The organism is Duganella sp. AC917 (genome assembly GCF_979258245.1).
Map to the genome: position 1 here is coordinate 5626611 of NZ_OZ409848.1, position 24422 is coordinate 5651032.

General features: G+C 63.5%; 21 protein-coding genes and 1 riboswitch. Of the genes, 18 read left to right on the forward strand and 3 right to left on the reverse strand.

Annotation, left to right across the window (positions count from 1 at the left end; all coding sequences use genetic code 11):
* Positions 1-6: 6 nt before the first annotated feature.
* A riboswitch (yybP-ykoY riboswitch) is annotated at positions 7-192 on the reverse strand.
* 132 nt (positions 193-324) lie between these two features.
* From ACZ0BA_RS24620 to panD, 3 genes are all read left to right on the forward strand, one after another.
* A complete protein-coding gene (locus ACZ0BA_RS24620) occupies positions 325-2172 on the forward strand; it encodes a M1 family metallopeptidase (RefSeq protein WP_463453766.1) in 1848 nt (615 codons plus the stop codon).
* Entirely contained in the window at positions 2172-3779 is a 1608-nt protein-coding gene (locus ACZ0BA_RS24625) for a serine hydrolase (protein ID WP_463453767.1), read from the forward strand. Before ACZ0BA_RS24620 ends, ACZ0BA_RS24625 begins: the two co-directional genes overlap by 1 nt.
* A 109-nt stretch (positions 3780-3888) precedes the next feature.
* A complete protein-coding gene (gene panD / locus ACZ0BA_RS24630; RefSeq protein ID WP_463453768.1) occupies positions 3889-4248 on the forward strand; it encodes an aspartate 1-decarboxylase in 360 nt (119 codons plus the stop codon).
* A 76-nt stretch (positions 4249-4324) separates the two neighbouring features.
* Here the strand turns inward: panD and ACZ0BA_RS24635 are convergent, their stop codons facing one another.
* Positions 4325-4954: a Crp/Fnr family transcriptional regulator gene (locus tag ACZ0BA_RS24635; RefSeq protein ID WP_463453769.1), complete on the reverse strand. Its 630-nt coding sequence runs from the start codon at positions 4952-4954 to the stop codon at positions 4325-4327.
* A 181-nt stretch (positions 4955-5135) separates the two neighbouring features.
* A complete protein-coding gene (aqpZ, locus tag ACZ0BA_RS24640) occupies positions 5136-5858 on the reverse strand; it encodes an aquaporin Z (RefSeq protein WP_463453770.1) in 723 nt (240 codons plus the stop codon).
* 335 nt (positions 5859-6193) lie between these two features.
* Here aqpZ and ACZ0BA_RS24645 point away from each other — a divergent pair, with 335 nt between their 5' ends.
* From ACZ0BA_RS24645 to ACZ0BA_RS24695, 11 genes are read left to right on the forward strand one after another with little or no spacing between them, the layout of a single operon-like run.
* The gene (locus ACZ0BA_RS24645) at positions 6194-7315 is read left to right on the forward strand and encodes a methyl-accepting chemotaxis protein (RefSeq protein WP_463453771.1); all 1122 of its coding nucleotides are present in this window, start codon (positions 6194-6196) and stop codon (positions 7313-7315) included.
* A gap of 30 nt (positions 7316-7345) precedes the next feature.
* Positions 7346-7714 carry a response regulator gene (locus ACZ0BA_RS24650; protein WP_090325726.1) on the forward strand — a complete coding sequence of 123 codons (369 nt, stop codon included), beginning with the start codon at positions 7346-7348 and terminating at the stop codon, positions 7712-7714.
* A complete protein-coding gene (locus ACZ0BA_RS24655) occupies positions 7711-8019 on the forward strand; it encodes an STAS domain-containing protein (protein ID WP_463453772.1) in 309 nt (102 codons plus the stop codon). Before ACZ0BA_RS24650 ends, ACZ0BA_RS24655 begins: the two co-directional genes overlap by 4 nt.
* Positions 8020-8038: 19 nt before the next feature.
* The gene (locus tag ACZ0BA_RS24660; protein WP_463453773.1) at positions 8039-10243 is read left to right on the forward strand and encodes a chemotaxis protein CheA; all 2205 of its coding nucleotides are present in this window, start codon (positions 8039-8041) and stop codon (positions 10241-10243) included.
* A gap of 21 nt (positions 10244-10264) precedes the next feature.
* The gene (locus ACZ0BA_RS24665) at positions 10265-10870 is read left to right on the forward strand and encodes a chemotaxis protein CheW (protein WP_463453774.1); all 606 of its coding nucleotides are present in this window, start codon (positions 10265-10267) and stop codon (positions 10868-10870) included.
* 28 nt (positions 10871-10898) lie between these two features.
* Positions 10899-11705, forward strand: a complete 807-nt coding sequence (locus ACZ0BA_RS24670; RefSeq protein WP_463453775.1) for a CheR family methyltransferase — start codon at positions 10899-10901, stop codon at positions 11703-11705.
* 8 nt (positions 11706-11713) lie between these two features.
* Positions 11714-12220 carry a chemotaxis protein CheD gene (locus ACZ0BA_RS24675; protein ID WP_463453776.1) on the forward strand — a complete coding sequence of 169 codons (507 nt, stop codon included), beginning with the start codon at positions 11714-11716 and terminating at the stop codon, positions 12218-12220.
* Positions 12217-13287, forward strand: coding sequence for a protein-glutamate methylesterase/protein-glutamine glutaminase (locus ACZ0BA_RS24680; protein ID WP_463453777.1), 1071 nt, complete (start codon positions 12217-12219; stop codon positions 13285-13287). Before ACZ0BA_RS24675 ends, ACZ0BA_RS24680 begins: the two co-directional genes overlap by 4 nt.
* A gap of 30 nt (positions 13288-13317) precedes the next feature.
* On the forward strand, positions 13318-15006 hold the full coding sequence (locus ACZ0BA_RS24685; RefSeq protein WP_463453778.1) for a methyl-accepting chemotaxis protein: 1689 nt from the start codon (positions 13318-13320) through the stop codon (positions 15004-15006).
* Between the two features lie 9 nt (positions 15007-15015).
* Complete coding sequence (locus tag ACZ0BA_RS24690; protein ID WP_463453779.1) at positions 15016-15519, forward strand: chemotaxis protein CheW; 504 nt, start codon at positions 15016-15018, stop codon at positions 15517-15519.
* Between the two features lie 44 nt (positions 15520-15563).
* Positions 15564-17051, forward strand: coding sequence for a methyl-accepting chemotaxis protein (locus ACZ0BA_RS24695; protein WP_463453780.1), 1488 nt, complete (start codon positions 15564-15566; stop codon positions 17049-17051).
* 14 nt (positions 17052-17065) lie between these two features.
* On the opposite strand, the gene ACZ0BA_RS24700 is transcribed toward ACZ0BA_RS24695, so the two are convergent.
* Positions 17066-17887: a class I SAM-dependent methyltransferase gene (locus tag ACZ0BA_RS24700; RefSeq protein WP_463453781.1), complete on the reverse strand. Its 822-nt coding sequence runs from the start codon at positions 17885-17887 to the stop codon at positions 17066-17068.
* Between the two features lie 484 nt (positions 17888-18371).
* Between ACZ0BA_RS24700 and ACZ0BA_RS24705 the strand changes: the two genes are divergently transcribed.
* The 4 genes from ACZ0BA_RS24705 to ACZ0BA_RS24720 all read left to right on the forward strand — a co-directional run bounded on the left by ACZ0BA_RS24705 (position 18372) and on the right by ACZ0BA_RS24720 (position 24418).
* The gene (locus ACZ0BA_RS24705; protein WP_463453782.1) at positions 18372-20009 is read left to right on the forward strand and encodes a TldD/PmbA family protein; all 1638 of its coding nucleotides are present in this window, start codon (positions 18372-18374) and stop codon (positions 20007-20009) included.
* A gap of 18 nt (positions 20010-20027) precedes the next feature.
* On the forward strand, positions 20028-21365 hold the full coding sequence (locus ACZ0BA_RS24710; RefSeq protein WP_463453783.1) for a TldD/PmbA family protein: 1338 nt from the start codon (positions 20028-20030) through the stop codon (positions 21363-21365).
* A 74-nt stretch (positions 21366-21439) separates the two neighbouring features.
* On the forward strand, positions 21440-23077 hold the full coding sequence (locus tag ACZ0BA_RS24715; protein WP_463453784.1) for a TldD/PmbA family protein: 1638 nt from the start codon (positions 21440-21442) through the stop codon (positions 23075-23077).
* A 3-nt stretch (positions 23078-23080) separates the two neighbouring features.
* Entirely contained in the window at positions 23081-24418 is a 1338-nt protein-coding gene (locus ACZ0BA_RS24720; RefSeq protein WP_463453785.1) for a TldD/PmbA family protein, read from the forward strand.
* Positions 24419-24422: the final 4 nt, after the last annotated feature.

Here is a 24422-nt window from a genome sequence, read left to right on the forward strand (position 1 = left end):
GGAGGTAAGAAGTACGCGGGCCGGTAACGATTAACCAATGATCCAGGCGCGACTCCGGCCCATCATGGCCGCCCCTCGATCATGGTCTCGTCAAGTTTTTCAACCACCTGCACCACGGTCTGCGGACCGATTATGTTGATACAGGTTCCTGCGCCGGGAGGCGCAAGCCGACTACTCCCCAATTTCGGCGCGTATTTTAGCACAGCCTTTCGCCCCCGGCTCTACCACGGTGCTTTATTCGCCTCCGTTGGCGGCCGCACACATGCCTGTTACATGCCTGTGATATTCTGCATCGCGCTTCAGACCAACATTGAAAAGATCACCATGCCTATCAAGAAGACACTGTCCGCGTTGGTGCTAACCGCACTGATGTCGCTCGCCGCCCACGCCGACCCTTTGAGCTACGCGCGCTACGATCAGGTCCGCACCAGCGACCTGTATCTGGACCTGAAGGCCGATTTCGGCCGCAAGACGCTGGGCGGTTACGCCGAGCTGACGCTGAACTGGATCGACAAGTCGGCCCGTACGCTGGTGCTCGACACGAATGAACTCAATATCGCCAAGGTGCAGGTGCTCAATCCGAGCGGCCGCTGGACCTCGGCCTCCTTCATGCTCGACAAGCTCGATGTGCAGAAGGGCCGGGCGCTGCGCATCGCGCTGCCGTTCCAGCCGCAGAAGGTGCGCGTCTACTACCGCACCGCGCCGTCGGCCGCCGCCCTGCAATGGATGTCGCCCGCGCAGACCATGTCGGGCAAGCGCCCGTTCATGTTCAGTCAGTCGCAGGACATCAACGCCCGCTCGTGGGCGCCGGTTCAGGATACGCCGGCGGTGCGCTTCACTTACAGCGCGCGCATCGACGCGCCGGCCGGCCTGCGCGTGTTGATGAGCGCCGACAACGACCCCGCCGCCACCGGCGAAGGCGGCTGGAAGTTCAAGATGGCGCAGCCGATTCCGTCGTACCTGCTGGCCATCGCCATCGGCGAGATCGAGGTGCGCAAGCTCGGTGCGCGCTCGGCGGTCTACGCCGAACCGGCGCGCATCGAGGCCGCCGCCAGCGAACTGGCCGACACCGAGAAGATGATCAGCGCTGCCGAAAGCCTGTACGGACCTTACCGGTGGGAGCGCTACGACATGATCGTGCTGCCGCCGTCGTTCCCGTACGGCGGCATGGAAAATCCGCGCCTGACCTTCCTCACGCCGACCATGATCGCGGGCGACCGCAGTCTGGTCGATCTGATCGCCCATGAACTGGCGCATTCTTGGTCGGGCAACCTGGTGACCAACGCCTCGTGGAAGCACATGTGGCTCAACGAGGGCTTCACCACCTACGTCACCACCCGCATCGTCGAGAAAATCTACGGCCCCGAAATCGCCGAGATGAACCTGCAGGTCGAGCAGGAGGAGGCGCTGGTGTCGCTGCTGACCGTGCCGGCCTCCAAACAGGCGCTGTCCACGCGCGGCCCGGACACCGATCCGTCGACCTACGCCGACGGCGGCCTGATTTATCCGAAGGGCGCGTGGTTCCTTCGCACCATCGAGCAGCGCGCCGGACGCGAGGTGTTCGATCCGTTCCTGCGCGGATGGTTCGACCAGCACGCGTTCAAGTCGGCCACCACGGAGGAATTCGTCGAGTATCTGAAAAAGAACCTGCTCGAAGCGCATCCCGAGTACATGCCGCAAGCGGAGCTGGACGAATGGCTGTATGGCCCGGGCATTCCCGCCACCGCCGTGCGCGCGGTCTCGCCGCGCCTCGCCGCGCTCGACGCGCAACGCACCGCGTGGCTCAAGGGCGAACTGCCGACCGCCGAGTTGGGCGGAAAGGGCTGGATCGCGCTCGAGTGGATGCACTTCCTGAACGATATCGAGGGCAAGGCCACCGCTGCGCAGATGCAGGAGCTGGACCAGGCGTTCGGCCTGGCCAAGAGCGGTAACAACGAGATCGCGTACCGCTTCTACCTCGGCTCCGTCAAGGCCGGCTACAACGTGCGCGAGCCGCTCAACAAGTTCCTCATGAGCGTGGGCCGGCAGAAATTCGTCGTGCCGCTGTATAGCGCGCTGTTGAAGAACCCTGCGGACAAAGATTGGGCACGCGCCGTCTACGCCAAGGCGCGCGACCACTATCATCCGGTGACGCAGGCCTCGGTCGACAAACAATTCAAACTGAATCGATGATGAAGTTCTCCCGTACTATCGTCGCGGCGCTGGTGGCATCGCTTTGCGCGGTGTCCGGTGCCGCAACTGCTACGACAACGGCAGCTGCAAGCACCGCCGCCACGACGACGGCGCCGGCTCCCGCCTTCGACCTCGACGCCGACGTCAACCGCGCCCTCAAAACCTTTGGCGTACCGGGCATGGCCATCGCCATCGTCAAGGACGGCAAGGTTGTCGCGGCCAAGGGCTACGGCGTGCGCAAGCTGGGCGAGCCCAAACCGGTCGACGGCAAGACGCTGTTCGAAGTGGCGTCCAACTCCAAGGCCTTCACCGCCGCCGCGCTGGCGATGCTGGTCGACGAGGGCAAGATCGCCTGGGACGACCCGGTCACCAAGCACCTGCCGGGCTTCCAGATGTACGACGCCTACGTCACCGGTTCGATGACGGTGCGCGACCTGCTGACGCACCGCAGCGGCCTGGGTCTGGGCGCCGGCGATCTGCTGTGGTGGCCCACGACCAGCTTCAGCACCGACGAGATCATTGCGCGGCTGCGCTACATCAAGCCGGCCACCAGCTTCCGCAACAGCTACGCCTACGACAACCTGCTTTATATCGTCGCCGGCAAAATCATCGCGGAGAAGGACGGCAAGCCGTGGGGCGACGCCATCCGCGACCGCTTCCTGACGCCGCTGGGCATGGACGGCACCACCACCAGCGTTGCCGCGATGCTGGCCAGCGCCGACTACGCGTCCCCGCACAGCAAGGTCGATGACAAGCCGGTGGTGGTCAAGCCGATACCGGTGCCGAACGCGGTCGGCGCGGTGGGCATCAACACCAGCGCGGAGGATGTGGCGCGCTGGATGAATTTACTGCTCAACGACGGCAAGACCCCGGAAGGCAAGCAGCTGATCGGTGCCAAGCAGCTGGCCGAGATGTGGACCCAGCAAACGCCGATCCGCATCCGCGAACCGAAACCGGCGCTGGCCGCGACCAAGCCTAACTTCTCCGCGTACGGATTGGGTTTCAGCCTGCGCGACTACAAGGGCCGCAAGATCGCCATGCACGGCGGCGCGCTGGTGGGATTCTATTCGACGGTGCTGATGGTGCCCGAAGAAAAACTGGGCATTGCGATTCTGACCAATGCTGAAAACAGCCCGGCGATGTCGGCGCTGTACTGGCGCATCCTCGACCAGTACCTGAAGGTGCCGGCCAGCGACTGGATCAAGCTGTATGCCGAGCAGGAGGCGGCGGCCCACAAGGAGGAGCTGGAGCGGCTGGGCAAGGAGCACACGGCGCGCGCAGCCAAGTCGTCGCCGTCGCTGCCGCTGGCGTCCTACGACGGCACGTATGAAGATCCGTGGTACGGCAAGGTCACCATCGCGGCCGAAGGCGGCAAGCGCGTGATGCGCTTCGCCCGCACGCCGGACCTCACCGGGGAGCTGGAGCACTTCCAGCACGACACCTTCATCGTCCGCTGGAAGGAGCGCAGCTTCAACGCCGACGCCTACGTGACGTTCGCGCTGAACCCGAACGGCAGCATCGAGCGCATGAAGATGGCGCCGATTTCGACCGAGACGGACTTCAGCTACGACTTCCAGGACCTGAACTTCACGCCCTCGCCAAAATAGCGCCCGAGGGCGGCTAGTGATATGATACCGACCTCGCATTGCACCGGGTCCCGCAAAGGCACTTTGGCAAGCTTGAATGATTACTAATCGAGGGATGAGGAAGATGTCTATGCAACGAGTTATGCTGCGCGCCAAGCTGCACCGGGTTACTGTCACGCAGGCGGATCTGAACTACGAGGGTTCCTGCGGTATCGATATGGATCTGCTGGAGGCGGCCGATATTCTGCCGAACGAGCATATCGATCTGTATAACGTGAACAACGGCGAGCGTTTCGCGACCTACGCGATTCCGGGCCTGCGCGGCACCGGTGAGATCTCGCTGAACGGCGCGGCGGCCCGCAAGGCGCATCTGGGCGACCTGCTGATCATCTGCACCTACGCGCCGATGACCGAAGAGCAAATCGCCGACTACAAGCCGAAGATCGTGTTCGTCGATGGCCAGAACAAGATCACCGGCATGAAGAAATAGGACCGCACATAGGGCGCGCATAGAGCGCGTTCCGGTCCAGGAAAGCGTCCCCCGTGACGCTTTTTTTTCGTCCCGCCTAATTGCGTTGGTTGTCGGCCGCGTCCTGGCGCAGCAGGTGCGACATGTACTGCGGCGTGACGCCGAGGAAGGACGCCACTACCTTTTGCGAGAGGCGGTGCTCCAGGCCGGGATAGTCGCGCCGGAACGCCGCCAGCCGGCCCACGGCCGGGCACACGCTCAAGTACAGCCGCTTGCCCTGGTCGATGATGAGGTGCTCCGAGGCCTTCAGATAATAGTCGCGCAGCACGCCGTGGCGCTGCGCCAGGCCGCTCAACGCGACCCAATCGATGCGGTAGCCGTGGACCGCCGTTTCGGCGATGACGAAATTGTGCGACAACTGGTTCTGGTCGGCCCGCAGTAGATCGTCCTGGGCGGCGGCGGCCTGGCCGTCCGTGCGGAAGTACAAGGTCACCTCGGCGCCGGCGTCGGTGACGAAACCGGTGCGGGCGACGCCGCTGTGCAGCCAGTACACGCTTTGCGCCAGCTCGCCGATGCGTTGCAGGTACTCGCCCTTGCGCATGCTGACCGGCGCGGCGATCGGCGCCAGCAGGCGCGATACCTCGTCGTACATTTCCGGGGTCACGCGGTAGCGTTGGGTGACAGCGTCGCGGTACTTTGCTCTGTGCTCTAAAAATGCCTGATTCATGTTTCGATGGCGCGGCTGATGCAACCGGCGATGGTGGGATGGATGCCGGTGTGTGAATAGCCGGCCTGGCGAGGACGAAGTGTAAACCTTTTCGCGTCGCAGGGTGCGGCGGTGCGCGAATGCGCGGGGATGGGCTGGTCCGGCTTATGCGTCCGGACCAGCGGGGTGACTGATTTCGCTGTTAAGCCGCTTTACGTACGTTTGTCACTTCGCTCACTTGCTCCGGCTTGCCGATGACGCGGTAGATGGCGGCGCCCAGCAGCGCGCCGACGATCGGCGCGACCCAGAACGCCCACAGCTGCGCGGTGGCCCAGTCGCCGACGTACAGCGCCACGCCGGTGCTGCGTGCCGGGTTGACGGAGGTGTTGGTGACCGGGATGCTGATCAAGTGGATCAGCGTCAGCGCGAAGCCGATCGGCAGCGGCGCGAAGCCCTTCGGCGCGCGTTCGTCGGTCGCGCCCAGTATGATCAGCAGGAACATCATCGTCATCACGACCTCGGTCACCAGCGCCGCCGTCAGCGAGTAGCCGCCCGGCGAATGCTCGCCGTAGCCGTTGGAGGCGAAGCCGCCGGCCACGTCGAAGCCGGCCTTGCCGGTGGCGATCACATACAGCACGCCGCCGGCGACGATCGCGCCCAGCACCTGCGCCACGATGTACGGCAGCAGCTTATTGGCAGGGAAGCGGCCGCCGGCCCACAGGCCGATCGACACCGCCGGGTTGAGGTGGCAGCCGGAGATGTGGCCGATCGCGTACGCCATCGTCAACACCGTCAGGCCGAACGCCAGCGACACGCCAAGCAGGCCGATGCCGACGCCGGGAAAGGCCGCCGCCAGCACCGCGCTGCCGCAGCCGCCAAGCACAAGCCAAAATGTTCCAAAAAATTCCGCGCCATATTGTTTCATAGTTTTTCCTTCAATTTAAGTGGGGGGTGCGACGCTGTCATAGCAGCTATGCAACCTTGCCAATCTACATCGAAAGTTAAACATTGTCGAGAGTCTACGACCTGCTGCGGTATGCATGAAAGTACCGTTTTGCTAGTCTCCATAAGGCGCCGTTTGTGGTTGCGCGGGTGCAACAGCATTACGCGATGAGCCTGCCAGATTTAAACTTTATGGGAACAAACGCGGTTCAAGTGCGATAGAGTGGACCTTCAGACGTTTCCATCGGCAACGTTTTTGAGACCTCAGCGTGGTGATTAGTGAAGACAAATTCCTTTGTATTAGACAGAAGCGTCGTGATGCCGTTTGCGCTCGCCGGCGCCGGCGCGCTCGGAACGATCGTGGCGGGATGGGGCGCGTGGGGTTGGTACACGGTGCTGTGGGCGGCGTTGTTGCTGGCCGCCGCCGCGTGGTGCGCGTTCGGACAAACGCAGGCCGGCACTGGCGCATCGTCGATGGTCGATGATTACCTCGACGGGCGCGAACGCTTCGGCGATGCCGTGCTGCCGATCTGGTGCCGGCATATCGAGAACTCCCGCACGCAAATGGAGGAAGCCGTCGCCGACCTGGCCGGACGCTTCTCCAGCATCGTCGATAAGCTCGACAACGCGCTGCACGTGTCCAGCATCGACGGCGGCAAAGGCGCACCGTCGATGACCGAAGTATTCGCACACAGCCAGTCGCAGCTTGGCTCCGTGGTGGCGTCGATGAAATCGGCGATGACGTCCAAGCAGGCCATGCTCACGCAGATCAAGGACCTGGAACGCTTCACGCGCGAGCTGCGCGACATGGCCGAAGGCGTGGCCAGCATCGCCGCGCAAACCAACCTGCTGGCGCTCAATGCCGCGATCGAAGCGGCGCGCGCCGGACCGGCGGGACGCGGCTTCGCGGTGGTCGCGCAAGAGGTGCGCAACCTGTCGAGCCGCTCCGCCGAGACGGGCCGCAACATCTCCAACCGGGTCGGTTTGATCAGCAGCGCGATCCTGGCCGCCAGCCAGGCGGCCGAGCAATCGAGCGAGCAGGAAAACCGCTCGATGCAATCGGCCGAAGGCATGATCGACACCGTGTTGGCCGACTTCCGCACCATGACCGACGCGCTGGTGCAGTCGTCCGACCTGCTCAAGCAGGAGAGCATCGGCATCCAGGGCGAGGTTGGCCAGGCACTGGTGCAGCTGCAGTTCCAGGACCGCGTGAGTCAGGTGATGGCGCACGTGCGCGAAAACATGGAGCTGCTGCCGTCGCTGCTGCGCGAGAACCGCGTGCGCTACGAGGCCGGCCACGTGCTCGAGCCGCTCGACCCGGCGCCACTGCTGCACGAGTTGCAGAAGACCTACGCGATGGCCGAGGAGCACGCGGTGCATGGCGGCTCCAGGCACGCCGCGCCGGTCGCAGCCGCCGCCGACGAGATCACTTTTTTCTGAATCACAGATAGATAACAAGGTAGAAAAACCATGGCAAAAACGATTATGGTGGTCGACGATTCCGCGTCTTTGCGCCAGGTGGTGGGCATCGCGCTCAAGGGCGCCGGCTACGACGTCATCGAAGGCCGCGACGGGGTCGACGCGCTGTCCAAATGCACCGGCCAGAAAATCCATCTGGTGGTGTGCGACGTGAACATGCCCAACATGGACGGCATCACCTTCGTCAAGGAATTCAAGCAGCTGCCGAACTACCGTTTCACGCCGGTCATCATGCTTACCACCGAATCGCAGGAGGGCAAGAAGGAAGAGGGGAAGGCCGCCGGCGCCAAGGCGTGGGTGGTCAAGCCGTTCAAGCCGGAAGTGCTGCTCGGCGCTGTCGCCAAGCTGGTGCTGCCGTGAGTTCCGACGACGCCGGCGGCGTCACGCGCCTTGCGATCGACGGCGAGCTGACGATCTACCGCGCCGCCGATCTGAAGGTGACCGTGCTGGAGGCGCTGCGCAAATCGCCGGTGCTGGAGATCGACTTGTCCGGCGTGACCGAACTCGATACGGCCGGCCTGCAGGTGCTGATGCTGGCCAAGAACACGGCGAGTGCAGACCAGCGCGAACTGCGCCTGCTGAACCACAGCCCCGCCGTCGTCGAGATTGTCGAGATGCTCAACCTGGGCGCCTTCTTCGGCGACGCCCTGCTGATCCACAGCTAAATTCATCGGAGGGCCAGTCATGAACCTGGACGAAGCGCTACAGACCTTCATCACCGAAAGCCGCGAGCTCCTGGAGGACATGGAGAACGCGCTGCTCAATATCGACATCGCCGGCGACCAGGGCGAGGCGATCAACGCCATCTTCCGCGCCGCCCACACCATCAAGGGCTCGGCCGGATTATTCAGCCTCGATCACATCGTCGCCTTCACCCATGTGGTGGAAAGCCTGCTGGACGAGGTCCGCGACGGCCGCGTGGTGATCAACGATGAAATGATCGTGCTGCTGCTGTCGTGCTGCGACTATTTGTCCGGCATGACCGACGCGCTGGCCGCCGGCCAGCTGGAGGCCGATCCCGACACCGCGCCCGAGGGCGAGATGCTGCTGCACCAGCTGCGCCGGCATATGTCGGGCGGCCATGGCGAGGCCAGTGGCGCCCATGACCACGCCCAATCGTCGGCGCAGTCGCTGACCGTGCAGTCCGAGCCCGGCGTCGAGCGCATCGACAAGGTGGCCGGCGACAGCGATTACTGGCATATCTCGTTGCGTTTCGGCCGTGGCGTTTTGCAGAACGGGATGGATCCGATCGCGTTCCTGCGTTATCTGGCCAAGCTGGGCAAGATCGTCGGCATCGCCACCGTGCCCGACGCCCTGCCGGCGGCCGAGGAAATGGACGCGGAGCTGTGCTACCTGGGATTCGAGATCGCCTTCGATAGCTCCGCCGACCGCGAGGCCATCGTCGGCGTGTTCGAGTTCGTGCAGGACGACTGCGAGATCCGCATCATCCCGCCACACAGCAAAGTGTCGCAATACGTGGACTTGATTCGCGCGCTGCCGGAACTGCCGGCGCGCCTGGGCGAGATCCTGGTCCTGTGCGGCAGCGTGACCGCCTCCGAACTCGCGGGCGCGCTGCAACAGCAGTCCAGCGGCGAGGCGAAAGGCAACGGTGACGCGGACGAGCCGCCGCCGCGCCTGGGCAGCATCCTGGTCGCCGCCGGCAACGTGCCGCCGGTGGTGGTGGAGGCGGCGCTGGCCAAGCAGAAGCAGGTGGTCGAGCAGAAGGCGCAGGAAAGCCGTTCGGTGCGCGTCGATTCCGACAAGCTTGATCGCCTGATCGACCTGGTGGGGGAGTTGATCATCGCCGGCGCCCGCGCCAGCATGATCGGTCAGCAGATACACAACACCGATCTGCAGGAATGCACGTCGACGCTATCCGGTTTGGTCGAGGAAGTGCGCGACGCCGCGCTGGAGCTGCGCATGGTCAAAATCGGCGCCACCTTCAACCGCTTCCAGCGCGTGGTGCACGATGTCGCGCGTGAGCTGGGCAAGGACATCGGCCTGATGGTCGACGGCGAGGATTCGGAACTGGACAAAACGGTGGTGGAGAAAATCGGCGATCCGCTGATGCACCTGGTGCGCAACGCCATGGACCACGGCATCGAGCCGGCCGACGTGCGCATCGCCAGCGGCAAGCCGGCCAAGGGCATGATCAAACTGAACGCCTTCCATGAATCGGGCAGCATCGTCATCGAAGTGAGCGACGACGGCGGCGGCCTGCGCAAGGAGAAAATCCTGGCCAAGGCGGTCGAGCGCGGGCTCGTCGATCCGGAGCGCAAACTGAGCGACAGCGAGATTTATAACCTGATCTTCGAGGCCGGGTTCTCGACGGCGGAGAAGGTCACCAACCTGTCCGGACGCGGCGTCGGCATGGATGTCGTCAAGCGTAACATCACCGCGCTGCGCGGCAGCGTGGACGTCAACAGCAGGGAGGGCGCCGGCACCACCGTCACCGTGCGCCTGCCGCTGACATTGGCCATCATCGACGGCTTCCTGGTGCAGGTCGGCGCGTCCGTGTTCGTCATCCCGCTCGACATGATCGAGGAATGCATCGAGTTCGCCACCGAGCCGGGACAGGACTACTGCAATCTGCGCGGCCAGGTGCTGCCGTTCATCCGTCTGCGGTCGCTGTTCCGCATCGACGGCGCGGCCACGCGGCGCGAGAGCATCGTGGTGCTCAAGCTGGGCACCACCCGCGCCGGCCTGGTAGTCGACACCTTGCTGGGCGAATTCCAGACCGTCATCAAGCCGCTCAGCCCCATGTTCAGCGAAGTCAAATGCATCAGCGGCTCGACCATCCTTGGCAGCGGCGAGGTGGCACTGATCCTGGACGTGGCATCGCTGATGCAGGCTGTCGGCGGCAAAGGCACGGTGGCCCTGGCCGCCTAGTGAAACAAGGAGACTACGCAAATGATTAACCAGTCGGCCAACGCCGCCGCCAGTCCGCTATCGGCGAACAACGTCGTCACCTACGGCAGCAATGCGATCGTCGCGCTGCAAAGCGGGGCGGCGCTGCCCAGCCAGTTCCTGACCTTCATGCTGGGCCAGGAGCAGTTCGCCGTCGGCATACTGCACATCAAGGAGATCATCGAATACGGCAGCCTGGCGACGGTGCCGATGATGCCCGCATGCGTGCGCGGCGTGATCAACCTGCGCGGCGCCGTGGTGCCGGTGATGGACCTGTCGGCCCGCTTCGGCCGCAATCCCAGCGCCATCACCAAGCGCAGCTGCATCGTCATCGTCGAAGTCGAAGGCACCGGCGACGGCAAGCAGGTATTGGGCATGCTGGTCGACGCTGTCAACGCCGTGGTGGAGATCGCGGCCGGCGACATCGAGCCGGCGCCGTCTTTCGGCACCCGCATCCGCCCCGATTTCATCGCCGGCATCGGCAAGTTCAATAGCAAGTTCGTCATCCTGCTGGCGATCGACCGCGTGCTGTCGACCGCAGAGGTGGTGGAGATGGCCCGTTCCGGCGCCAACGACACGGCCGCTGGCGCTCCTCCGCTGCTTTCCTGATTTCCCAGTTATCTGAATGTGACGCATCATGCCTTTGGTAGCCATTTCCGACCGTGAGTTCATGCAGTTCCAGCGCTTCATTTATGACGCCGCCGGTATCACCATGTCCAACGGCAAACAGGCGCTGGTCAGCGGCCGCCTGGCCAAGCGCCTGGCGCATTATCAGCTCGATAGCTACACCGATTATCTGCGCCTGCTGGAAAGCCGCTCGGACCCCGCCGAGCTGCAGATGGCGGTCGATCTGCTGACCACCAACGAAACCTATTTCTTCCGCGAGCCCAAACACTTCCAGCTGCTGCGCGAGCTGGCGCTCGACGCGCGCGACAAGCGCCAGACGATGCGCGTGTGGAGCGCGGCCAGCTCCAGCGGCGAAGAGGTCTACAGCATCGCCATGGTGCTGGCCGACGTGCTGGGCGACGCCGCCTGGGAAGTGCTGGGCACCGACATCAGCACCCGTGTGCTGCAGCGGGCCCGCAGCGGCCATTATCCGATGGAGCGCGCCACGCAGATGCCGCAGGATTACCTGAAGCGCTTTTGCCTCAAGGGCCAGGGCAGCGAGGCGGGCACCATGCTGATCGAACGCGGGTTGCGGCAGCGGGTGCAGTTCCAGCAGGTGAACCTGAACGCGCCGCTGCCCAAGATCGGCTGCTTCGACGTGATCTTCCTGCGCAACGTGATGATCTACTTCAACCTGGAGACCAAGCGCCAGGTGGTGGCCCGGCTGCTGGCGCAACTTCGTCCCGGCGGCTATTTCCTGATCGGCCATTCCGAGACCCTGAACGACATCAATGACACTTTGTCGGTTGTGGCGCCATCGATCTACAGGAAGGCATAGCGGTCGCCATGCCCGATTCGAAACTGATCGATATTTTTCTGATGCCCGGCGATTATTTCATCGGCGACGAGCGCTATCGCGTGCGCACGCTGCTGGGGTCCTGCGTCTCCGTCACGCTGTGGCATCCGGGGCGTCGCATCGGCGCCATGTCGCACTTTCTGCTGCCGGGCACCGCGCATCGCAAAGCGCACGAGAAGCCGGGCATGTACGGCGACGACGCCATGCATCTGCTGCTGGACGGACTGGCGCGCCATGACGTGGCGCCCGCGCAGTGCCAGGCCAAGATCTTCGGCGGCGGCGCCATGTTTCCCCGCAATCCCAACGTGCGCGACATCGGCCTGCAGAACGGCGACTTCGCGCGCGACATGCTGCACAAGAACGGCATACATGTGGTGTCCGAAAGCCTGTTTGGCGAAGGGCACCGGCAATTGATCTTCACCATCCGCAGCGGCGACGTGTTGAGCCGCCAGATTCCGCCGGAACCGAAAGCTATCCGCACCAGGGAAAACGCATGAGTGCAATAAACGTCATGATCGTCGACGATTCGGCCGTGGTGCGCCAGGTCCTCAGCGGTCTGCTCAACGCCGCGCCGGGCATCACCGTCACCTACGCGGTGGCCAATCCGCTGCTGGCCATGGAGCGCATGAAGGTGCAGTGGCCCGACGTGATCGTGCTCGATGTCGAGATGCCCAAGATGGACGGCATCACCTTCCTGCGCAAGATCATGGCCGAGCGCCCGACCCCGGTGGTGATCTGTTCGACGTTGACGGAGAAGGGCGCGCAGACGTCGGTCGAGGCGCTGGGCGCCGGCGCGGTCGCCATCATCACCAAGCCGCGCCTGGACCTCAAGCAGTTTTTGCACGACAGCGCCGACGAACTGGTGTCGGCCGTGCGGGCGGCGTCGGGCGCGCGCGTGGGCAGGCTGGCGGGACGCGCGCCGCTGCCGCCGGTCGCCGCCAAGCTCAATGCGGACGCCGTGCTGCCGCCGGCCGACGCCAGGCCGATGACCGCCACCACCGAACGCGTGGTGGCGATCGGCACCTCCACCGGCGGCACGCAGGCGCTGGAGGAGGTGCTCACATCGCTGCCGCGCGTATGCCCCGGCATCGTGGTGGTGCAGCACATGCCGGAAAAATTCACCGCCGCCTTTGCGGCGCGCCTCGACAGCGTGTGCCAGGTGCGCGTCAAGGAGGCCGCCAACAACGACCGCGTGCTGCAAGGGCAGGTCCTGATCGCGCCCGGCGGCAAGCACATGCTGCTGCGCCGCACCGGCGCCCAGTACTTCGTCGAAGTAGTCGATGGTCCTCTGGTCAACCGTCACCGGCCGTCGGTCGACGTGCTGTTCCGCTCCACCGCGCGGGCGGCGGGCGCCAACGCGCTGGGCGTGATCATGACCGGCATGGGCGACGACGGCGCCGCCGGCATGCTGGAGATGCTCAAGGCCGGCGCGCGCACCGTGGCGCAGGACGAGGCCAGTTGCGTGGTCTACGGCATGCCCAAGGAGGCCGTCAAACGCGGCGGCGTCGAAAAAACAGTTTCACTCAATGCGATCTATCGCGAAATCCTGCAACAGCTGTCCTAACACATCGCATTTTCAACGAAGGGAATCATCATGCTTTCAACCTTGACCGTCCGGACCAAGATCCTGGCATTGCTGGCGGTGGCGCTGCTGGCGCTGGCGGTGGTGGTCGTCATCGCCTTCACCGGCTTGAAGACCGAGGGCGAGATGCTCGACACGCTCGGCAAGAACCGGATGCCGTCGGTGCGCAGCCTGATGATTATCAACGAGGGGCAGACTGCGCTGCGCTCGTCGAACCGCGCCATGGACTTGATAGGCATGTATCCGGAGGAAGCGGGCGATGTCACGCATGAGATCAAACGCAAGCAGGAGATCTGGAGTGTGATCGACGCTGCCTGGAAGGTCTACGATGCGCTGCCACAGGAAACCGAGGAGGCCGCGCAGTGGAAGACCTTCGTCAAGCAATGGGACGCGTGGAAGGCGCGCGACCTGATCGTCACTGATCTGGCGACACAGATCGCGCGCGCCGATGGCGCCCGCCGCAAGGAGCTGTTCGCCGCCATCCACAAGACCACGCAGGACAACCGCGAGGCGTTTCACGCCGCCACCGAAAGCCTCAACAAGCTCGTGGCGCTGAATGTGCAGTACGGCGAGGACGACGTCAAGCACGCCGATGCCGCCGCCACCGCTGCGAAAAATAGCATGTATGTCAGTGCCGGTGTCGCGCTGGCGCTGCTGCTGGGGATCGGGCTGTTCATCCTGAGCGGCATCATGCGCCAGCTGGGCGGCGATCCTTCCTATGCCGCGGCGATCGTGCGCAAGGTAGCCGAAGGTGACCTCAGTGCCGATGTCGATGTCCGGGCGGGCGACACCACCAGCCTGCTGGCGGCGATGAAGGGCATGATCGACAAACTGTCCCAGGTCGTGCAGGACGTGAACAACGGCGCCGAGTCGTTGGCCAGCGCCTCCGAGGAGGTCAGCGCGACCGCGCAGTCGCTGTCGCAGGCGGCCAGCGAGCAGGCGGCGGGCACCGAGGAGACCAGCGCTTCGGTCGAACAGATGACGGCGTCGATTTCCCAGAACACCGAGAACGCCAAGGTCACCGACGGTATCGCCAGCAAGGCGGCGTTGGAGGCGGTGGAGGGTGGCGCGGCGGTCAAGTCGACGGTGGCGGCGATGCAGCAGATCGCCAAGAAGATCAGCATCATCGACGATATCGCCTACCAGACCAACCTGCTGGCGCTGAACGCGGCGATCGAGGCGGCGCGTGCGGGGGAGCACGGCAAGGGCTTCGCGGTGGTGGCGGCCGAGGTACGCAAACTGGCCGAACGCAGCCAGATCGCGGCGCAGGAGATCGAACAAGTCGCCAGCAGCAGCGTCGAACTGGCGGAGAAGGCCGGCCATCTGCTCGACGAAATGGTGCCCAACATCCGCCGCACCTCCAATCTGGTGCAGGAGATCACAGCGGCTTCGGAGGAGCAGTCGGCCGGCGTGGGCCAGATCAATTCGGCCATCACCCAATTGAGCCAGACCACCCAGCAGAACGCCTCCGCGTCCGAGCAGCTGGCCGCCACCGCCGAGGAGATGAGCGGCCAGGCCGAGCAACTGCAGGAGACCATGTCGTTCTTCAAGCTGTCCGGCTCTTCGCGTCCGTTGCGTACCACACGGGCGCCGGCCAAGCCGCTCAAATCCGCCACCGGGCGCGGCCGGTCCGGCCATGGCAGCAGCAAGCAGATGATGGACATGGCCGACCCGGACGAATCGCATTTCGTTAAATTTTAAGCGAGGCGCATGATGAACAACGTGCAAGGCTCCGAGCCGCAGTACCTCAGTTTCATGCTGGGCCAGGACATGTTCGCGATGGGTATCCTGGCCGTGCGCGAGATATTGGAATACGCCGGCGTGACGCCGGTGCCGCAAATGCCACCTTGTATCAGCGGCGTGATCAACCTGCGCGGCACGGCGGTGCCGGTGCTCGACCTGGCGTGCCGGCTGGAGCGCGAGCCGGTGGCGATCAGCAAACGCACCTGCATCATCGTCGTTGAAGTCGACGGCGATGGCGCCGATGGCGGCGCCTTCGTGATCGGCATCCTGGTCGATGCGGTCAACGCGGTGCTCGACATTCCGCCGTCCGAGGTGGAGCCGGCGCCGAGCCTGGGCGCGCAAGTGCGCGCCGAAATGCTGCAAGGGATAGGCAAGGTCAATGGCCGCTTCGTGCTGCTGCTGGACGTGCGGCGCGTGGCGTCGGTCGGCAACCTGGCCGGAATCGCTCCCGCCGCTTTGGATCACGTGTAGCCGCGCACCGCGTCCGCACCAACGCACTACCCCAGGAGGAAGTCATGTTCAAGAAAATGAAAATGGAAACCCGGTTGCACGCCGGATTCGGCGCCATCGTGCTGCTGGTTGTCGTGCTGGGGCTTATCGCCTTCGCCAAGCTGACGGCGTTGCATGAACAGTGGAGCCACTTCGAGAGCGTGACGCTGGCCCGCAAGAACGCGGTGCTGGAGGGCGTCATCTCGCAGGGCCACGCGGTCCAGCAATTCAAGAACTACATCCTGCGCGGCGGCGATCAGAACACCCAGTTCCGTGCCGCGCTGGCCAATATCGACAAGGAAATGGCCAACTACAAGGCCGCCGGTGCGATGAGCGCGGAAGAGCAGGTGCTACTGGGCGAGGTGGCGGCTGGCGTCAAAGCCTATGGCGACAGCATGGTCGAGCTGGAGTCGATGCATGCGAAAGGCATGGGCGCAACGGAGATGGATAAATCGATCAAGGGCGCCGACGCAGCGATTGCGGGCGCTTTCCGCAAGCTGCTCAAGCTGAACGACAGTATGACCGATCGCGAGTCGGCGACGATGACCGAAGTCACCGATTCGGCCAAGCGGCTGATCCTGTCCATCGATGTAGTGATTGCCATACTCGGTTGCGTGCTGGCGGTTTGGCTGGCGCGCAGCCTGTCGGGCATCGTGCGCGAGGTGCAGATGGTGGTCGCCGGCCTGGCCGGGGCGTCGCAGGAAGTCAGTTCGACCGCGCAGTCGCTGTCGCAGGCGGCCAGCGAACAGGCTGCGGGCGTCGAGGAAACCAGCGCGTCGATCGAGCAGATGACGGCGTCGATCGCGCAAAACACGGAGAACGCCAAGATCACCGACGGCATCGCCACCCAGGCGGCCGTCGACGCGACGCGCGGCGGCGAGGTGGTGAAGGCGACGGCGGCGGCGATGCGCCAGATCGCCAGCAAAATCAGCATCATCGACGATATCGCCTATCAAACCAATTTGCTGGCGCTGAACGCGGCCATCGAGGCGGCGCGCGCGCACGAACACGGCAAGGGCTTCGCAGTGGTGGCGGCCGAGGTGCGCAAGCTGGCCGAGCGCAGCCAGGTGGCGGCGCAGGAGATCAGCAAGGTGGCGGCCGACAGCGTCGATCTGGCCGAGCAGGCCGGCGTGATGTTCGATGCGCTGGTGCCCAACATCCGCAAGACGTCGGACCTGGTGCAGGAGATATCGGCGGCGTCGGAAGAACAGAGTTCCGGCGTGCGCCAGATTAACAGCGCGGTCAATCAGCTTAGCCAGACCACGCAGGTCAACGCGGCCAGCTCGGAAGAGTTGGCGGCAACGTCGGAGGAGATGAGCGCCCAAGCCGAGCAGCTGGGCCAATTGATGGCGGTGTTCAAACGCTATGCCATCGAGGAGCAAGTGCCGGTGCGCCGCAGCGCATCATCCAAAGGTGCGGGCGGCGCGGCGGCGCCGGCGATGGCGCGCGGCGCACGGACCGTCTCCGTGGCCGCCCAGGGATCGCCGGACGAAAACAAGTTCACCCGGTTCTGATCCCCGTTACTTGATTACGGTTTGACGAACTTCAGTGTCATGCGGTCGCTTTCGCCGATCGCCTGATACTTCGCACGGTCCTCGTCCTTGTTACCGTAGGTCGGCGGCAGCGCCCAGACGCCGCCTTTGTGGTCGGCGGTGTCTTTCGGGTTGGCGTTCACTTCCGACTTGGCCGCCAGCTTGAAGCCCGCCGCTTCGGCCAGGCCGATCACATACTTCTCGTGCATGTAACCGCTGCTGGCCGTTTCGTCCTGGGTCTTGTTGGCCGGCAGGCGATGCTCGACTACGCCGAACACGCCGCCCGGTTTCAGGCTGGTGTAAACGCTGGCGAACAGCGCTTTCATATTCTCCGGACCGGCCGGTATCCAGTTGTGGATATTGCGGAAGGTGAGCACCATGTCGACGCTGCCGGCCGGCGCGAATTCATATTTGCGCGGCGGCGAGAACACGCCCAGCGCCACTTTGCTGTACACCGGGTTGGCGTTGAGGCGCGCCATGAAACGCTCGGCGCTCTTGCGTTCGCGCTCGTCCGGCGCGGCCAGGTCGCTGCCGGCGGCGATCAACTTGCCGCCATCGCGCAGGTACGGCGCCAGGATCTCGGTGTACCAGCCGGCGCCCGGCGCCAGCTCCACTACCGTCATGTTCGGACGGATGCCGAAGAACGTTAGCGTTTCGTAAGGATGACGATAGGCGTCGCGCTGCACGTTGGCCGGGGTGCGGGTGCTGGCGGCGATGGCGGACTTCAGTTTGACGTCGGTCGCTTCGGTGGCGGCAATCGCGCCGCTTGCAGCGAACAGCGTGGTGGTGGCCAGGGCGGCTACGAGATAACTCTTCATGCAAAGTCTCCTGAGGGTTCTGTTGGCGGCGCGCAGTCGCCCGCCCTGCGCGATCATCGGCCATGCATGCCAACAGGTCAAGCGAATTGCGACGGCCGCACCACCGGAGTGCGGCGCGCTTCCAGGCGCATCGACGTGGACCGCTTTGCGCATGGCGCCCAATAATCGCGGACACTCGCGGACACCGCCCGGACACTTCGCGGACACTTTTGCGGACACTTTCCCTTCCTTTGCGCCCGTTTGACCCGTGGTCGGGGGACTCTTGTAACACAGTGTTTCGTTGTTGTTGATGGCATACATTTTGCCTATCCCGATCCTTGATCCGGCGCTAATATTGGCATTCCCGCCCAAACGGCGACGGATATTCAGGTGCGGCGTAAAGAAGCAAAAGCTATACGAGTAGGACTCGCTAGAAGAGCAAATAAAAGCAAAGCAGAACCTTGGGCGGATGGCCCACAATCATTGCCTTACGTTTGGAGATACGATGGAACGACGTGCATTCCTCAATATTAGTAGTCTGGCCCTGGGCACGATGCTGCTGCCCGCCTTCGGTCGCGCGATCGCCGCCGAGGAACTGCTGGCGCCCATGGCCCTGCAGGTCAAGAAAATGCTGGCCGATACCGCGATGACGGCGGCCACGCAGGCGGGCGCCTCGTACTGCGACGTGCGCGTCGGCCGCTACCTGAACCAGTTCATCACCACCCGCGACCTGAATGTCGAAAACGTCGTCAACACGGAATCGGCCGGTGTCGGCGTGCGCGTGATCGCCGGCGGCGCCTATGGCTTCGCCGCCACCAACGACATGACGCCGGACGGCGTGGCCGCCGCGGCCCGCCAAGCGGTGGCCATCGCCAAGGCCAACTCCAAGCTGCAGACCGAACCCGTTCAACTGGCCCCGGTCAAGGGCGTGGGCGAAGTGTCGTGGGCCACGCCGATCGTCAAGGACTGGCGCACGGTCCCGATCAAGGAAAAGGCCGAACTGCTGATCGCCGCCAACAAGGCCGGCATGGACGGTGGCGCGAGCTTTATGCAATCGTTGCTGTTCCAGGTGAACCAGCAGAAGTACTTCGCATCGACCGACGGCTCCTACATCGACCAGGACCTGCACCGCCTGTGGATGCCGGTGTTCGCCACCGCCGTCGACAAGAAGACCAATAAATTCCGTTCGCGCCAGGGCTTGTCCTCGCCGGTCGGCATGGGTTACGAATACCTGGACGCGCGTCCGGAGCACAAGATCAAGGCCGCCGGCGGCGTGACCACCTTGTACACCGGCTCCTATGACCTGATCGAAGACGCGCGCGCGGCCGGCAAACAGGCCAAGCAAAAGCTGACCGCCAAGTCGGTCGAACCGGGCAAATATGACCTGGTGCTGTCGCCGGAACACCTGTGGCTGACGATCCACGAGTCGGTCGGCCACCCGACCGAACTCGATCGCGTGCTGGGTTACGAGGCCAACTTCGCCGGCACCAGCTTCGCCACGCTCGATAAGTGGCAGAGCAAGAAATTCAAGTACGGCGCGGACATCGTCAACATCGTCGCCGACAAGACCACGCCAGGCTCGCTGGCCAACGTCGGCTACGACGACGAGGGCGTCAAGTGCAAGCGCTGGGACATCATCAAGGACGGTATCCTGGTCAACTACCAGGCTACGCGCGACCAGGCCCACATCATCGGCGAAAAAGAATCTCACGGCTGTTCGTACGCCGATAACTGGAGCAGCGTGCAGTTCCAGCGCATGCCCAACGTCTCCCTCCAGGCGGGCAAGAAGAAGATGACGCCGGACGAAATGGTCAAGGATGTCAAGAAGGGGATATATATCGTCGGCGACGGCTCCTTCTCGATCGACCAGCAGCGCTACAACTTCCAGTTCGGCGGCCAGCTGTTCTACGAAATCAAGAACGGCAAGATCGGCCAGATGCTCGAAGACGTCGCCTACCAGTCCAATACCCAGGAATTCTGGAACGCCTGCGCCGGCATTTGCGACGAGCGCGATTGGCGCATGGGCGGTTCCTTCTTCGACGGTAAAGGCCAGCCTTCGCAGTCGTCGGTGGTATCGCACGGCGCCAGCACCACGCGCTTCAACGGCATCAACGTCATCAACACCGCACGCAAAATCGGCTAAGCCTGGAGAACAGAGAATATGAAGAATTTGAGTCAAGAAGAGACCAAGCGTATCTGCGACAAGGTGCTGTCGCTGACCAAGGCCGACCAGTGCGAAGTGAACCTGAGCGGCAGCCGCACCGGCAATATCCGTTACGCGCGTAACGCCGTGTCGACCGCCGGTTTGATCGAAGACACGCAGTTGGTGGTGTCGGTCGCCTTCGGCAAGAAGCAGGGCATCGCCACCATCAATGAGCTGGACGACAAGTCGCTGGAAAAGGCCGTGCGCCGCGCCGAGGACCTGGCCCGCCTGGCGCCGGAGAACCCGGAGTTCATGCCGACGCCGAGCAAGCAGCAATACAAGGGTAGCGAGACCTTCTTCCAGAAAACCGCCGACATCGATCCTGAATTCCGCGCGCAGGTGGCGGCTTACAGCATCGAAAACAGCAAGAAGAACAAACTGGTGGCGGCGGGCTTTTTCACCGATAGCTCCAAGTTCACCGCTATCGCCAATTCGAACGGCGTGTTCGGCTTCCAGCGCGATACGGGCCTCGATTTCAGCGTCACCGTGCGCACCGAGGATGGCCGCGGTTCCGGCTGGGCCAAGCGCAGCGTGGGCGACGCCAGCATGTTCGACGCGCGCGAAGCGTCCAACGTGGCGATCGAAAAGGCGCTGCGCTCGGTCGAGGCCAAGGCGCTCGAACCTGGCCGCTACACGGTCATTCTGGAGCCGGCCGCCACCTCGGACCTGCTGGCCTATATGTTCAGCGGCTTCGATGCGCGCCAGGCCGACGAAGGCCGCAGCTTCCTGTCGAAAAAGGGCGGCGGCAATCGCATGGGCGAGAAGCTGTTCGACGAGCAGGTCAACGTCTGGGCCGACCCTTGGGACAAGAACGTCGCGGTGCTCCCGTGGGATAACGGCAGCATGCTGGCGCGCGAGCGTCAGGACTTGATCAAGAACGGCAAGATCAACTCCCTGAACTACTCGATGTTCTGGGCCAAGAAGCAGGGCCAGCGCGCCATTGGTGCCCCCGGCAATATCATCATGGCAGGCACCGACAAGTCGACCGAGGAGCTGATCGCCAATACCAAGAAGGGCGTGCTGGTCACCCGGACCTGGTATATCCGCATGGTCGATCCGCAGTCGGTGCTGTTGACAGGCCTGACGCGCGACGGCACCTTCTACATCGAGAACGGCAAGATCAAGCATCCGATCAAGAACTTCCGCTTCAACGAAAGCCCGGTGACGATGTTGAACAACATCGATGAACTGGGCAAGCCGGAGATTTTGTCTGGCGACGAGTCGGATTACCAGTTGTTGATCCCGGCGATGCGGGTGCGCGACTTCAACTTCACGTCTCTGTCGGACGCGGTGTAAAACGGCATAAGTTGGCACGCGTCGCGCCTTTGGCGGGACGTGTGCCGGCTCGCTCATATTTTTCAGGAGTTTATGTGGAACGTCGTTCATTTCTAAAAGTCGGCGCCGCCGCCGGTGGCAGCCTGCTGATTCCGGTCTTTGGCAACGCCATCGCGGCCGAAGAGCTGCTCAACCCCATGGCCGTGCAGTTCAAAAAATCGCTGGCCGACGCCGCGATGAACGCGGCCACCAAGGCCGGTGCCAGCTATTGCGATGTGCGCATCGGCCGCTACCTGAACCAATTCATCACCACGCGCGATCTGAACGTGGAAAACATCGTCAACACCGAATCGTCCGGCGTCGGCGTGCGCGTGATCGCCGGCGGCGCCTACGGCTTCTGCTCGACCAACATCATGACGTTGGACTCGGTGGCTGAAGCGGCGCGCCAGGCCGTCGCCATCGCCAAGGCCAACGCCAAGCTGCAAAGCGAGCCTGTGCAACTGGCGCCCGTCAAGGGCGTGGGCGAAGTCGCATGGGCCACGCCGTTCAAGAAGGACTGGCGCACGGTGCCCATCAAGGAAAAGGCCGAGATGCTGATCGCGGCGAACAAGGCCGGCATGGACGCTGGCGCCAATTTCATGCAGTCGATGCTGTTCCAGGTGAACCAGCAAAAGTACTTCGCCTCCACCGACGGTTCCTACATCGATCAGGACATGCACCGTTTGTGGTCGCCGCTGACCGCGACCGCCGTCGACAAGGCCACCAACCGCTTCCGCACGCGCGACGGCCTGTCGTCGCCGGCCAGCATGGGCTACGAGTTCTTCGATGTGAAGCCCGAAAACAAGTTCAAGGCCGCCGGCGGCGTCACCACGCTGTACAAAGGCGCCTACGATTTGATCGAGGACGCGCGCGCCGCCGGACGCCAGGCCAGGGAGAAGCTGACCGCGAAATCGGTCGAGCCGGGGAAATACGATCTGGTGCTGTCGCCGGAACACCTGTTCCTGACCATCCACGAGTCGGTCGGCCACGCCACCGAACTCGATCGGGTAATGGGCTACGAAGCCAATTATGCCGGTACCAGTTTCGCCACGCTCGATAAATGGCAAAGCAAAAAATTCAAGTATGGCTCGGAGCGGGTCAACTTCGTGGCGGACCGCACCACGCCAGGTTCGCTGGCTTGCGTCGGCTACGACGACGAGGGCGTGCCCGCCAAACGCTGGGACATCATCAAGGACGGCATCCTGGTCAACTACCAGGCCACCCGCGACCAGGCGCACGTCATCGGCGAGAAGGAATCGCACGGCTGCTCGTACGCGGACAGCTGGAGCAGCGTGCAGTTCCAGCGCATGCCGAACGTCTCCCTGCAGGCAGGCAAAAAGCCGCTGACGCCGGACGACATGATCAAGGACGTCAAGAAGGGGATCTATATTCTCGGCCGGGGTTCGTTCTCGATCGACCAGCAGCGCTATAACTTCCAGTTCGGGGGGCAGCTGTACTTCGAAATCAAAAACGGCAAGATCACCAATCCGCTGGAGGACGTGGCCTACCAGTCCAACACCCAGGAGTTCTGGAACGCCTGTTCGGCGTTGTGCGACGAGCGCGATTGGCGCATGGGCGGCTCGTTCTTCGACGGCAAAGGCCAACCGAGCCAGGTCAGCTGCGTCTCGCATGGCTCTCCGACCACGCGCTTCAACGGCATCAACGTCATCAACACCGCTCGCAAGATAGGATAAATCATGAAGATGCTGAATCAACAGGAAGCGAAAGCCGTCTGCGACAAGGTCATGGCGCTGTCGAAGGCCGACGAGTGCCGCGTTCAAATCAGCGGCAACCGTCGCGGGAACATCCGTTATGCGCGTAACAGCGTATCGACGGCCGGACTGGTGGAGAACACGCAGTTGACGGTCAGTGTCGCTTTCGGCAAGCGCCAGGGCACCGCGTCGGTCAACGAGTTCGATGACAAGTCGCTGGAAAAAGCTGTGCGCCGCGCCGAGGAAGTGGCGCGACTGGCGCCCGAGAACCCGGAGTTCGTACCTGCGATTAAAACGCAGCTGTACAAGGGCTCCAGCACCTACAGTGCGGCCACCGCCGCCATCGACCCTGAGTACCGCGCAGAAGTGGCCGCGCAGAGCATCAACTCCGCGCGCAAAAAGGGACTGGTCGCCGCCGGCTTTTTCAGCGACAGCACCGGCTTTGAAACCGTCGCCAACTCGAACGGCGTATTCGGCTACCAGACCCTGACCAATCTTGGCTTCACCGTCACCACCCGCACCGAGGACGGGCGCGGTTCCGGCTGGGTGACCCGCTCGGCCAACGATGCCGCAAAATTCGATGCGCGGGAAGCCTCCGATGTCGCGATCGAAAAAGCACTGAAGTCGGTCGACGCGAAAGCGCTGGAGCCGGGCCGCTACACGGTGATCCTGGAGCCGGCGGCGACGTCGGAGATCATCGGCCGCATGTTCGGCGCCTTCGATGCGCGCCAGGCCGACGAGGGCCGCAGTTTCCTGTCGAAGAAGGGTGGCGGCAACCGTCTTGGCGAGAAGCTGTTCGACGAGCAGGTCAACCTGTGGGCCGATCCATGGAACACCGATGTGCCGGTGCTGGCGTGGGATAACGCCTCGATGCTGGCGCGCGAGCGCACGGACGTGATCAAGGGCGGCAAGGTCGAGTCGCTCGATTACACCCAATACTGGGCGCAGAAGCAGGGCCAGCGCGCCTTCGGCCGTCACGGCAACATGATCATGTCCGGTGGCGGCAAGTCCACCGAGGAGCTGATCGCATCGACCAAGAAAGGTGTGCTGGTCACGCGCACCTGGTACATCCGCATGGTCGATCCGCAATCGCTGCTGCTCACCGGCCTGACGCGCGACGGCACCTTCTATATCGAAAACGGCAAGATCAAGCACCCGATCAAGAACTTCCGCTTCAACGAAAGTCCGGTGACGATGTTGAACAATATCGACGAACTGGGTAAGCCGGTCGTCATTGGCGGCGACGAAGTGCGCTTCCAGATGATGATCCCGCCGATGAAGGTTCGCGATTTCAACTTCACTTCGTTGTCGGACGCGGTGTAAAGGT

Coding starts and splice junctions, on each gene's coding strand:
- ACZ0BA_RS24620 (WP_463453766.1), top strand. CDS start 325: ATGCCTATCAAGAAGACACTGTCCGCGTTGGTGCTAACCGCACTGATG.
- ACZ0BA_RS24625 (WP_463453767.1), top strand. CDS start 2,172: ATGAAGTTCTCCCGTACTATCGTCGCGGCGCTGGTGGCATCGCTTTGC.
- panD (WP_463453768.1), top strand. CDS start 3,889: ATGCAACGAGTTATGCTGCGCGCCAAGCTGCACCGGGTTACTGTCACG.
- ACZ0BA_RS24635 (WP_463453769.1), bottom strand. CDS start 4,954: ATGAATCAGGCATTTTTAGAGCACAGAGCAAAGTACCGCGACGCTGTC.
- aqpZ (WP_463453770.1), bottom strand. CDS start 5,858: ATGAAACAATATGGCGCGGAATTTTTTGGAACATTTTGGCTTGTGCTT.
- ACZ0BA_RS24645 (WP_463453771.1), top strand. CDS start 6,194: ATGCCGTTTGCGCTCGCCGGCGCCGGCGCGCTCGGAACGATCGTGGCG.
- ACZ0BA_RS24650 (WP_090325726.1), top strand. CDS start 7,346: ATGGCAAAAACGATTATGGTGGTCGACGATTCCGCGTCTTTGCGCCAG.
- ACZ0BA_RS24660 (WP_463453773.1), top strand. CDS start 8,039: ATGAACCTGGACGAAGCGCTACAGACCTTCATCACCGAAAGCCGCGAG.
- ACZ0BA_RS24665 (WP_463453774.1), top strand. CDS start 10,265: ATGATTAACCAGTCGGCCAACGCCGCCGCCAGTCCGCTATCGGCGAAC.
- ACZ0BA_RS24670 (WP_463453775.1), top strand. CDS start 10,899: ATGCCTTTGGTAGCCATTTCCGACCGTGAGTTCATGCAGTTCCAGCGC.
- ACZ0BA_RS24675 (WP_463453776.1), top strand. CDS start 11,714: ATGCCCGATTCGAAACTGATCGATATTTTTCTGATGCCCGGCGATTAT.
- ACZ0BA_RS24680 (WP_463453777.1), top strand. CDS start 12,217: ATGAGTGCAATAAACGTCATGATCGTCGACGATTCGGCCGTGGTGCGC.
- ACZ0BA_RS24685 (WP_463453778.1), top strand. CDS start 13,318: ATGCTTTCAACCTTGACCGTCCGGACCAAGATCCTGGCATTGCTGGCG.
- ACZ0BA_RS24690 (WP_463453779.1), top strand. CDS start 15,016: ATGATGAACAACGTGCAAGGCTCCGAGCCGCAGTACCTCAGTTTCATG.
- ACZ0BA_RS24695 (WP_463453780.1), top strand. CDS start 15,564: ATGTTCAAGAAAATGAAAATGGAAACCCGGTTGCACGCCGGATTCGGC.
- ACZ0BA_RS24700 (WP_463453781.1), bottom strand. CDS start 17,887: ATGAAGAGTTATCTCGTAGCCGCCCTGGCCACCACCACGCTGTTCGCT.
- ACZ0BA_RS24705 (WP_463453782.1), top strand. CDS start 18,372: ATGGAACGACGTGCATTCCTCAATATTAGTAGTCTGGCCCTGGGCACG.
- ACZ0BA_RS24710 (WP_463453783.1), top strand. CDS start 20,028: ATGAAGAATTTGAGTCAAGAAGAGACCAAGCGTATCTGCGACAAGGTG.
- ACZ0BA_RS24720 (WP_463453785.1), top strand. CDS start 23,081: ATGAAGATGCTGAATCAACAGGAAGCGAAAGCCGTCTGCGACAAGGTC.